At 58.6% G+C, this 11240-nt stretch carries 10 protein-coding genes; 6 read left to right on the top strand and 4 right to left on the bottom strand.

Going from position 1 to position 11240, the window contains the following annotated elements:
* Positions 1-585 precede the first annotated feature (585 nt).
* On the bottom strand, positions 586-3234 hold the full coding sequence (locus tag FJ943_RS15255; RefSeq protein WP_246671881.1) for an autotransporter: 2649 nt from the start codon (positions 3232-3234) through the stop codon (positions 586-588).
* 312 nt (positions 3235-3546) lie between these two features.
* Positions 3547-4272 (bottom strand): hypothetical protein, encoded by a 726-nt coding sequence (locus tag FJ943_RS15250; protein WP_140620019.1) that lies wholly within the window; start codon positions 4270-4272, stop codon positions 3547-3549.
* Positions 4273-4469: 197 nt separating this feature from the next.
* Between FJ943_RS15250 and FJ943_RS15245 the strand changes: the two genes are divergently transcribed.
* Both FJ943_RS15245 and FJ943_RS15240 read left to right on the top strand, forming a co-directional pair.
* Positions 4470-5930, top strand: a complete 1461-nt coding sequence (locus FJ943_RS15245; protein ID WP_140620017.1) for a caspase family protein — start codon at positions 4470-4472, stop codon at positions 5928-5930.
* A 507-nt stretch (positions 5931-6437) separates the two neighbouring features.
* The gene (locus tag FJ943_RS15240) at positions 6438-6719 is read left to right on the top strand and encodes a hypothetical protein (RefSeq protein ID WP_140722544.1); all 282 of its coding nucleotides are present in this window, start codon (positions 6438-6440) and stop codon (positions 6717-6719) included.
* Between the two features lie 397 nt (positions 6720-7116).
* Here the strand turns inward: FJ943_RS15240 and FJ943_RS29665 are convergent, their stop codons facing one another.
* Together FJ943_RS29665 and FJ943_RS15235 are read right to left on the bottom strand one after the other, a co-directional pair.
* Complete coding sequence (locus FJ943_RS29665; protein ID WP_181166506.1) at positions 7117-7284, bottom strand: hypothetical protein; 168 nt, start codon at positions 7282-7284, stop codon at positions 7117-7119.
* A gap of 958 nt (positions 7285-8242) precedes the next feature.
* Complete coding sequence (locus FJ943_RS15235) at positions 8243-8629, bottom strand: response regulator (protein ID WP_281406169.1); 387 nt, start codon at positions 8627-8629, stop codon at positions 8243-8245.
* A 330-nt stretch (positions 8630-8959) separates the two neighbouring features.
* Here FJ943_RS15235 and FJ943_RS15230 point away from each other — a divergent pair, with 330 nt between their 5' ends.
* From FJ943_RS15230 to FJ943_RS15220, 4 genes are all read left to right on the top strand, one after another.
* A complete protein-coding gene (locus FJ943_RS15230) occupies positions 8960-9178 on the top strand; it encodes a DUF768 domain-containing protein (RefSeq protein WP_140620012.1) in 219 nt (72 codons plus the stop codon).
* Between the two features lie 670 nt (positions 9179-9848).
* Positions 9849-10358 carry a hypothetical protein gene (locus FJ943_RS30260; RefSeq protein ID WP_246681384.1) on the top strand — a complete coding sequence of 170 codons (510 nt, stop codon included), beginning with the start codon at positions 9849-9851 and terminating at the stop codon, positions 10356-10358.
* The gene (locus tag FJ943_RS30255) at positions 10355-10675 is read left to right on the top strand and encodes a hypothetical protein (RefSeq protein WP_318013340.1); all 321 of its coding nucleotides are present in this window, start codon (positions 10355-10357) and stop codon (positions 10673-10675) included. Before FJ943_RS30260 ends, FJ943_RS30255 begins: the two co-directional genes overlap by 4 nt.
* Before the next feature lie 5 nt (positions 10676-10680).
* Entirely contained in the window at positions 10681-10878 is a 198-nt protein-coding gene (locus tag FJ943_RS15220; RefSeq protein ID WP_140824493.1) for a hypothetical protein, read from the top strand.
* Positions 10879-11240 lie beyond the last annotated feature (362 nt).

The raw sequence follows: 11240 nt of genomic DNA, 5'->3' as shown, positions 1-11240 counted from the left end.
CTTGAAGCACAATGCATGGACGGACGCCGTTAATCAACGCACCTTCGCCGCCAATCGGAGCTCTGCGTGGTCCGCAAATGACGCGCAGCCGCAGAGAGCGTGCCGTGCTTGGCGACCGCGAGCACAAATCTGAAATCATCCCAGTTCAATGTGCCCGCCACCTTTGCGGCTTGGACTGTCGGCTCGCATCCCGGCCGAAACGGCGTCTCATTCGTCAGGCGAGCCTCAGCCCAATTCCTCTCCGCACTGTCACAGAATCAACGAACAAAGGAGCGCCATCCGTAACTCGTATCGTATGATGTTCGTTCTCTGGATCGACGCTAGACAAATACGCTCACCCTTGAGCAGTGCTGGACCAGCGTTCACTCTCGACGGACGCGCTCGAACCATGGGGGCCGTCCTCTCCCTCCAACGCGTAAGCGCCCGGCTGATCCCTGCGCCTTCACCCGGGTGCGACACCGCAGGCCGAGCAATCGGTTCGCGCGGCTCAATGAGCAGTGGGAGGTGGCGATCTGGTAGCAGTGGCGAAATGCTGGCGCGAATGCGCGCGCCGCGCCAACTCATTCGGATCGCAGAGTCACGCGACTAGAAGGCGACCTTCAGTCCGAGCTTGGCGCCCATAGTGGAACTGTCGGACGACACCTTACCACGGACTTCGCCGTTGACGGTCGTCAACTCCGAGACCTTCAGGTTGAAGCCGGCCGACAGCGCCGCGGAGAAATCGGCATCGTCAAAGGAGATCGTCCTGGTGTCGATTTCGGTCGTGTTCTTGTAACCGAAACGCTGCTGCAATTCGGCCCGTGCATAGGGGCTGAACACCATCCCGTTGCTTAGCTTGTAGTCGCCATAGATCCCAGGCTCGACCTTAAACGCGCCAAAGGAAAGCCGGCTCTTGCCGAACTGGTTGCCGCCGCTGTCGGTAAAGGAATCGCCGCGGAATGACACGCCAAGCAGGCCACCGCGCAGGTCGAAACGGGTGCGCTCGCCCAAGGTGAAGATGTGGCCGACCGATCCCGTAACCGCATAGCCCTCGGTGTCATAGCTGCCTGTGGTGCCGAGCACGCCGTTGGTCACGTCGCTTCCGCCGAAGAAACCGGAGGCGGAGACCAGGGCGTAATTGGCGTCGTTGCGCAACAGCGCGTAGCCGCCGAACATGCCGGCCTTGTTGGTGCCCTCGCCTATGGCGTCAAATCCACGGAACGCGCCAAGGTTGACGTCTGTCGAGGCATAGCCGGCGAAAATACCGATGTTGAGACCATACTCATTGTCGAACTGGAAATGCTTGGCGGCATTGAAATCCAGGCTGATCGCGGCCGAAAAATCATTGGCATCGAAGCTCGGACCGGGGCCATTCAAACCGCCGCCACTGATAGTGTAGCCGTCATGCTCGGTATGAGCGAATTGGCCGGAGGCAAAGACGCCGAAGCTGGACGAAACCGGCACCATTCCAGACCCGGATGCGGGCGAAAGGGGGAGGTCAGCATCGATCGCGTCGCGGTTTATGCCGTAGAGAGCATCGATTGCCACCGTGACCGCCCCGGCGTTGGTGGCGCTGATCGGCGCCGCCGCAATACCGAAATTGGCCGGCGTTGCGCGCAGGAACAAGCCCCCATTCGGGCCAGTGACGATCGCATAGGTGAAAAGTGAGCCCAGGGTGCCTGGAGTGCCTTGGATGTTGAAAATCCCGGCGATCGGCCCGCCGGTCGAGACGATGATCGGAATATCGGTCGCCTGCGTGAATTGGGGCGTGCCCAGCAGGTTGACGATGATGGTGTTGACGCCGGTGGCCGAAAATGCGTTGCCGACGAGTTGATCCGACTGCAGCGTCTGTTGATTGATGTCGAGGCCGATGCTTGCTCCATTGAGGGTGAGGCCGCCCAGCGTCAACACGTCATCGGCGGCACCGTCCGCCAGGTTGATCAGCGAATTCGTCGCGATGATCGAACCTGGCATAGTGACGTTGCCGCTGATGAACAGCGTCGAGCCATTGCCGAGATTGAGTTGGTTGATGCCTTGCGTGCCACCGCTGAAACGGAGCGTGGATTGGTCGGCGGAGAAACTATTGAACCCGGCGAAATTCTGGCTTTTGCCGCCGGCAGCAAGGTCGGTATCGGTGACGGTGCCATTGGCATTGGTTCCACTGAAAAGAACGTGATCGCTCAGATTGAGCGGATCGACCGCGCCGGATCCGTTGATGATCAGCGTGTCGGGTCCAAGGCCAGTGATGTCACCGCCGATGGTTCCGCCGGAGAGCTGGACGTGGTCTGCGTCGATGCCACCCTTGATGGTGCCGCCGGAAACCGAAACTTGGTCGAACCCGGCTCCGCCGCTGACATTGCCGTCGACGGTGCCACCAGATACCGTGATCGTATCATTGCCTGCGTCTCCGGTCACGGCGCTGTGGACCGTGCCACCGCTGATAGCCAGCGTGTCGTTGCCATCGTCACCGCTCAGACTAGCGTCGAGGACGCTCCCGGTCATGGTGAAGTGGTCGTCGCCGTCGCCAAGCCCGAGGGCACCTCCTCCTTCCGAATCGCCGTGAATAATGGCGCCCTTCTTGATGGTGACGCTGTCGGCGCCGCCATTTGTCAAAACAGAACCCGCGACAATGCCGCCGTCGCCATCGGCCAAGCTTGTATCGTGTCCTATGATGATGGTGTCGGCGCCATCGCCACCGATGACTGAGCCGCCAATTTCACCGCCGGTCAACTCCAGCGAATTGTTGCCTTCGCCAAGGGAGACGCTCAGAATGGTGCCGCTGTGGATGGTGACCGTGTCATCGCCCGCACCAGTGTCGAGATTGGCATCGACTTGCGGCGCAAACGGCTCACTGTTGAAAACCCCATCGGACATGTCGAACCGGTCGTTGCCGCCAAGGAGTTGAATGGTCCCCGTGCCCGGTTGCAAGGAGGTCGTTACCTCCGAGCTTATCGGCGGCAGGCCACTTACGCTGGGTGTCGCCGTACTGTTGTTCAGGATGCCGCCAACGATGTTCACAACGTCGTCGCCATTGCCGTCATAGTCGTTGACGATGACAGTCGACGAACTGTTGTCTTGCCCTTGGTAACCCTCGAACCCCGTCGTGAATACGCCGCCGAAGTCCTGGACAGTTCCGGCTGTGTTGCACGAGGCCGTGACCGACGTCGTTTGGAAGGTCGTTACGGCGGAGACGCCAGACCCGACTGTTGTCGAGGCGCCCTCGGCGGTGGCGGTGCAGGCTGCCGCGCCAGACATTTGGAACGTGGACGCTGCCGCTAACGCAAGCAACGGGACACCCCCCAGTTGATAAACCCTGCGCGGCACTCTCATTCGACCTCACTTACGAGAAATCGATACCGTCACAAATTAGGCTATTAAAATCGCTCGGCGACCCATCTGGTGGGTTCGATGCCTTGCTGACCGGAAGTGTACGCGGCGCGCTGCCCTATGGCAATGGAAAGGCGTTCGCCCTCAGACCATTGTAACGCCATATGTGGCGACAAGGTCACTATCGAAAACTCCGATCGAACTGCTGACATGGCAGTACATCAACGTCAGAGGAGACTGTTACAGCTCAGAATAGGCTGCCGAAACGGTCATATCTCCTGCATGGGCGACCTTGCGGTCAAAGCTCGCCCATATTTCGCCGCCACATTGCTGCGCCCAGCGGTGGCAGAAAGAAAAATCGGTCGGCAAATCCACATCGGGCGTCACGATCTTTGAAAACGGCGTCAGAAAGCTGTCGAACTGTGCGGTGTATTTGTTGTTTTTGTAGCGAGACCGGTTCACCGTTTCTGGAAGTTTCTCGATTATCTCGGTGACGCAGTCGCGGGACACCAAAAAGACGCCCGTGCCGCATAGCGACACCCGGACGAAGCCGCTCATCTCCTGGCGGGGTTCGATGATGGTTCCGACGAACTCCAGACTCCGTGCAAAGGCCTTTTCGAAGGGCAGTTTCGACAGCGAGTGAAGTCTGCGGAGATCGATCAGGCGCCGAGGATACAAAGTGCCGACCACCGGCTTCTCAAGCGCCAGCATCGCGGCGATAAGATCAGGCGAAAAGCCCATATCGCTGTCGATCATCAGGATGTGGCTGCAATCCGGTTTGTTGTAGTAGAAATTGGTCAGCAAATAGTTCCGGGAAAATGGGATATCCGTGTACTCGATTTCGGACAGCGTGAAGGCGTAGCTGGACAGGCTCTTGTGGGTCAGGGCCGCGAACAGGCTGCGGACGAACACGCTTTTGTAAGCGGCTCCATAAACCGGCAGCGCAAGGTTGATCTTGGTTGGCATTTTGTCCTCCACAATCCAGCGACTGAGCGCATACAAATCCCTTTCACCTATCTTTGATACGATTCTTGGTATAAAAATCTGCTGGCCTTTGGGGGCGCAGGTACAGACGCTCGGGCAGGATTGGGTTTTGCGTCGTGGTGCGCTGTTTGGAAGGCTGCGAGATCAACATTGACGCAGGCGGGACCGAGCATGCTGACATGACCCATCGCCTCAGACTCTTGTTTCGTATCCCGCTGCTTCTGCTTCTGATGCTCCTTGGCTCGGCCGGCGCTCGCGCGGCGGTCGAACAGACCGCGTCGCCGCAACCACGCAACCGGCTGGCGATCGTCATCGGCAATTCGAACTATCAAAGCACCCGGCTTGAGCATCTCCCCAATGCAACAAACGATGCCATAAGGCTTTCAGGGAGCTTGAAGCGGCTGAATTTTGAAGTCCTGACTGGGACCGATCTTTCGACCCAAGGTTTTGCCAAACTCCTGCAAGACGCTGAAGCGCGGTTACCGAGCGCCAGTGCCGTTTTGATTTTCTATGCCGGTCACGGCGTCCAACTGAATGGCGAAAACTACCTGCTCTCGGTTGATACGCCCGATCCTGAAAGCCTGGAAAAACTGACGGGCAGCGCCATCAAGCTAAATGATGTGATCGCGCGGTTCGCGCGACGCGACCGCCAGACATTCATATTCCTGGACGCCTGCCGCAACAATCCGCTCGGTTCTGGCAGCGGCGCGAGCAATGGTCTGGCGCAAGTTGAAGTCGGTGAAAATACATTCGTTGCCTTTGCCACTCAGCCTGGAAATGTCACGGCAGATGGCGGCGGCGAAAACAGCCCGTTCACCACCGCACTGCTGAAGAATGTCGAGATCCCCGGGCTCAGCATTTCGGACATGATGATCCGTGTGCGCAACGAAACTGAGGCGCTGACGGTCGGCCGTCAAGTGCCTTGGGATCAATCCAACCTGCGCGAGCAGTTCTATTTCACCGAGCAACAGGTGCTCGATCCGGGACAGTTGAGCGCAAGCCTTTCACGCATCCTGGCAGACCCCACAGCAAAGAAGAGGTTGCAGGTCGAACTTGCCTCAAATGACCTGCAAACAGCCGTGGTCATCGTTGGACAGACGTTGCGGTCGGTCGAGATTCCCGCACCGTCATCCAGTTTGGCGCAGCCTGTTGGCACTCAGGTTGCCAATTTGTCGCCCGCTGAAGGGGTTGAAGACGCTCGCCAAAGTGTCGTCTCCGGTCTCGAAACCCTTATAATCGGCGCGTCCGCGGGCGTGGGGGACAAGGACAAGACGGCCGATCTTGCACGCAACATTCAGACGGAACTTCGTCGCCTGGGCTGCTACCGGATGCAGGTTGATGGGGATTGGGGCACGGGCTCAATTCGTGCTCTCACTGACTACTACAAAAACACCAAGCAGGTCGCAGCAACGACTGAGCCGAGCGTCGGACTGCTCGGCGATCTCTTTCTGCGCTCAGGCAGAATCTGCAAGCAACCGGTCATCGTCAAGGCCAAGCCGGCTAAAGTGGCGTCGGATGCCGCCCCGTCGCGCAACACCCCCAGGGGGATGACTGCAAAGCGCTCGCCAGCCGCGCCGAGACGTCCCGCGGCTCCCCCACCCGACATTTCCGGGGGCATCGGCATTGGCGGTGTATTCTAGGCGGCCGCCTTTGCTCACGCCCTCACTTCCCACGGAGCGAACGGGAATGATGGGGCCTTGGGGGTGCTTCACCGCATCGTCTAGCCGCCGTTCCCTTGCAGTGTGTTGCGCCAGATCTGTGCAAGCCCGGCAACCCGGCCGGTCTACAGCGTCCATTGCCCCAGTCGCCAAGGTGGCTCAAGCGACACGAGAGCTGATGGATGCAGTGAGGCAACGAAAACGAGACGGCGTATCACTCCAGTCGGAGACAGCTATGATCTGGCCCACTGAAACGGAGCGACTGAAGTACGTTTTGGGAAGGTTGGTGGGGCCCTGCTGAACACGGCCGATAGCGCCTGCGGACGCTTCGTGGTGATCGCGGATGTGCGTAACAATGTTTGAAGTTGCTAATTTCCTATCATCGCCGAGCAGCCTATCATCCTAGGTTTTCAACGGCTATGCGCTGGAACCCAGTTGGAAAATGCACGTTTCTCTTGTGGTCACTTCAACGACCACACGGAGGATCAAATGAACATCAAGATGCTCACAATGGGCGTGCTGACGCTTGCCATGATGAGTGGTTCAGCACTTGCCGCTAACAACACATCCGCTCTCGACGATCCGGCGAAGATGTCGCCGTTCTTCACCGATGCAGGCATGAAAACGCTGAGGTCGGAGGCGGATTTCAAAACCGCTTGGATGTCCATGAAGCCCGATGAACAGAAGGCGATACTGAAAGACTGCGGCGATACTACGCTTAACAAGGCGCATGCGGATTTCTGCGCTATGGCGAAAAAGATGGGCGGCTAAATTTAGCCTTTGAGGCCAACAAAAACGGGGGTGGACTGTTTGCCCGCCCCGCAGCGCGATCGCGCCCCGCGTCGCGATGATAGCGCGATCTTGGCGGCTCCATTGCATAGCTATGATCGTTCAACGACGAGCACCGCGCCATTGCTCGTTTGAAGCCCCCTGGGTCTTGAAGCACGGCAGCACGGGTCTCAAGTCGCAATGACCTCGGTTCTGCGTCGTGGCGACAGTGCTGCATCTTCCGCTGGGGCCGTGCCGCGGACGCGCTGCTCATCGAGCCAACCGGCGGCAATATAGGTAGATGCTGGTGTGAGGTAGCGTTGTCGAGGTCGGGAGCGCAATCAAACTCCGACAGAAATGACCCGACTAATCGCCAGGTGTGCTTTCCGAAGTGAGATGATTAGCCCTGCCGAGCATCGCCGAAATTCTGGGCTGCACTTGAAAGGATTTTACGAGATCGCTTTATAAGCCGCTGGTTTTGCTCGATAATCTCCTGAGTTTCCTTAATGCGGCGTTGCGTTTCATCCAAGCGGTTAACCAGCTTTTTGGTGTCGTCCATCTTTTGCATGAGAATGGCCGCCTTATCGTGATGTGTAACCTACTGCGTTAGCAACTCGCGCGGGCGGGAAATTGTTCCTTAGCCCAGGTCACGCGGCGCGGATGCAGCAGGCGATATCCCAACAGCAGCTACAATCTTTTGCATTTCGCCTTCCGATAATGTCACGTGCCCCGATTAAGGAGGGCACTCGCGCGTCGAGAGTACGTGACCCTTCAGCAAAACGAACTCGTCGCTCAAAGCGAAAAAGATGCGGACTTGAGCGATCCAGCAAGCAAGGCGATCCACTCGCCGTTCAGGCAGATCGTTGGAAAGGGAAGGTTAGTGGGGGAACATGTCCACTTCTTCGCCTTCTGTCGCATGTCTCAAAATCCAGATAGGTTAATATCGGTTCGCAGCAAATCAAGGTTCGGGAGCGGGCCGCACCAACTCCTGCGGCCTTCCCAAGTGACCCTGCCCGCTGGCTCCAGCCAGCGGGCTTTTTCGTGCCCGAAACACTACTCGAGGGAGGAGGTTCACCATACAGTGGTCGATTCCGACGGGATGTGCCACGCCCTATGGAAGGCCCGTCGCGGGAGCGGCGGGCTTTCTTGATGCTGTTTTCATCTCGGCACAATTTCCATGGCGCCGAATGGCATTCTATTCTCCGCATTGGTCACCAAGGTCCGGCAATTGCCTTGATTCTGTGTACGGACGCCGCCGCTGCCGTGAATAGACGCGGCCGGTTTGCGCTCTCTCCTTTGATCGCAGGCGGCTGACAAGACTCGCTAGCTCGGCGCAGTTTCGCCGCCGCGGATAAGGCGAGGAGCCCCCAGGGCTGATCAACCGCGAGCGACTGTCGTCCGTGACTGCCCGGTCGGGGGCGTCGATAGTCCCGCCGCCGCCACCGGTCCCTTGATATAAGTGGAATGTGTTCAAAGCCAGCAAGCTCTCGCCAGCGGGCTCTTTTACTGCACCAGTGACATTGCACTTAGGTGGGCGTGCCTGGGTCGCGCGGCATCTGCTGGTTAAGGAGTGTGGCTAGTGCCGTTACAATCTGCACGACGGCAAATGGCTTTGAAATCATGACGCTGTTTGGGACGCCCTGTTCAGCCCAATGGGGGGCACTGTCACCGCTGACGTAGACAACTGGCATTGCTGGTGAGGCGTGGCGGAAATATCTGGCGAGTTCCCATCCAGATTTTCCGTTCCCGAGACGAACGTCAGTGACCAGGGCGAGGATATTCGACGGGTCTGTGTCAAACACCTCGATCGCAATTTCCGCGTTTTTCGCACGAACGACCTCGAACCCAGCGTCCTCTAACCCGGATTCGATATCCATTAGGATCAGCGGCTCATCCTCTACGACCAAAATCACAACGCCAACTCACCGGTTCCCCTCAATGGAGGGCATCTTGCGACCTATCAGAAGATTAGTCCATGCTAATAGCCTCCGCTATTGACGTTAAAGGCGTGGGTGTCCGTCGCCGGCGAGAATTACCGGTAGCGGACGTATGGAAGTGAACATCATGCTTTCGCCGCTAACAGGCAGCTGAAGCATGGATTCCATCAAGGACCACCTTCGCAACATCGTTCGCCGTGATAGCGGCGGCTCGAAAGTTACTGGAGCCTGAAATTCCGCAAAGGCCGCTCTTTGGCGGCTGCATCAATGAGCGGAACGTAACATCTCTCGGCGGCTTATGCCCCGATGAGCACTCGCGGCGTCAACTTCCTCGACAGGTGGCTAAGCAGCAATCTGTCAGGCCTCGCCAGTTCAGACGTGATTACGGTTGCGGAGGCGATTGAAAAGCCTTTCGCCGACGCGAAGGCGATCGGGATCAGTAGCACCGAAATTGAGGAGGAGACCGGCAGCGTTTACGAAACAGTGCTCGACGCCATCGTTCATCATGGAGCGGGCGGGCTGTAGCCGCGAACGAAGATGCGCAAAAGAGGGGCAGACGACCGGGCAAGCGGGCGGCGGCGTAAAGCCCCGGTCGTCTATAGGCAACGTCAGCTGAGCTTGGAGGCACGCCGGCGCGGAGGGATGCGCTTGCAACGGCGCTTCTCCACGCTATGCCCATCAGCGGCGCCTACAATGGGGTTGCCGGCATATGGTGAATGAGCCGCTGCTATCCACAGGCACGCATTCCACCATTCTTAAGAGCACGGTCGGGGGCCTGCACTGGCCAATGTCGGGGTTTGCCTCACGTCTCCATCAAACAGTGCGACAAGCCTTCGTCGCCTGGCCAGCCGCTGGTGGGGCTTTGTTATTTCCGCTTTGGAAATGCGATCACCTTCGCCTCCAGGCTCCGGCTCCAGCGGCTCATGAACGGGCCGCTCATGCCAGAAGACTTGGCGCAGATCGCGCTGATCAACCCTTTGGCCACGGGGACGTGCAGTTGTAGAAGTGCAGATGCTCTTCAATATGCTGGGCGCTGTGCAACTTGCCGGGAATAGGCGGACCAAGCTCGGACAGCTTTGTCATGCGGGCTGCAACATCCCGCCCTGGTAAAGGTTCCGCAACCATTTTAGCCAAAACTGATTGAACTGCGGTTCGTGAGTGCTGTGTATGGGTTTGAAGGTTCAGTAAGCGGCTGATGCCGATCCTGGTTGAGAAGCCTCCCGAGGGCGAAGAATGGATTCGCGAAGTCAAGTGTGACGGCTATCGATCTCAGTTCACCAAGGATGAGGGCGGCGTGCGGATTTTCACGCGGCGCGGACTCGACTGCACGGCCAGATACCGAGACCTCGCCAAGGCAGCCGGCGACCTCAATGTCGAAAACGCCACCTTAAACGGCGAGATCATCGTGCTGAACGAGGCTCGGATCTCGGACTTCGGCCCGCTGCGCAATGCCATCACCAGCCGGCAGCATGACCTCTATTTCGTAGCCTTTGATCTGCTGCACCTCAACGGCCATGACCTTCGGGATGTGGCGCTGGAAGACTGTCGCGACATCCTGGCCGACTTGATCCCGCCGCACACCAGGATCCACTTCTATCAGCCTTTGCCCGGCGATGCTGCATTTTCCACCTTGTCGAGCAGCCCGGGCTGGAGGGCATGGTGTCGAAGCGCAATGACCGTATATACCGGAGCGGCCCATCGATGAACTGGGTGAAAGCAAAATGCCATACGGTGGCTGAATACGAGGTACTTGGCGTCGAACGTGAGCCGGGCAAGCCAGCCTTCGCTTTGATGGCCGATCGGAAGACCGGCCAGTGTGTCGGTTCTACCTTCACCAATTCCAGCCGAGCAATCCGAGAACGGCTGTGGAAACGCGTCCAGGAGCATGTGCGACCGGCGCCCAAGGGCATGAAGCGGCCGGCAACGCAATGGGTCAAGCCCGGCATCATCGGCCGTGTGAAGCATTTGCGAGGCGAGGAGGATTTGCGGCACGCTACATTGCAGAACTTTCGCGAGGAATGAGTAAGATGGTCGTCGCAAAGAATGATCAGGAGCGTATCACCTGTGCCTACGCCTGGATGTATGGCCAGCAGGCGCGCAAGGATGGCAAGGAACGCGCCGTGCCTGAGTATTGGCACGAGCATGCCGAGGCCTGGCTACAGGGCTTCGACGGACAGCCTTTAGAAGGGCCGGGTGCAGCGCCCCTTAGCAGAGGCGGAGCTTGACGAGGCCGCCATCGGCAAGCCGGGAAAGCAAAGCGCCGATCGACCTTATCGCCGAATGAGCACGCGCGGTGCGCCGTGCCATGGCCGCCCCGATCAATGATGCGGATTCAAGTTCGCTCATCCGCCGAGGTCGAACAGATGGGCAAACAGCTTCTCACTTTAAAACGGCGCGCCAAGCCTGGACTTATCCGATCATCATCCGCGAGGAGCTCTCGGCCAACATGGCGGGGTTTCCTGGGACTCGTGCCTGGTTGGGGATGGTGGCGGCCGCCCACTACCGGTCATCTCCCGCGGCGAGACCGGCGCCAGTAATGGAGGCCATTTAGGAAAAGTACGCCGACAGCACCACGGGCGAGTTGGTG

The organism is Mesorhizobium sp. B2-3-10 (assembly GCF_006442275.1).
Taxonomy (GTDB): domain Bacteria; phylum Pseudomonadota; class Alphaproteobacteria; order Rhizobiales; family Rhizobiaceae; genus Mesorhizobium; species Mesorhizobium australicum.
This window is presented reverse-complemented; position numbering and strand designations above follow the sequence as displayed.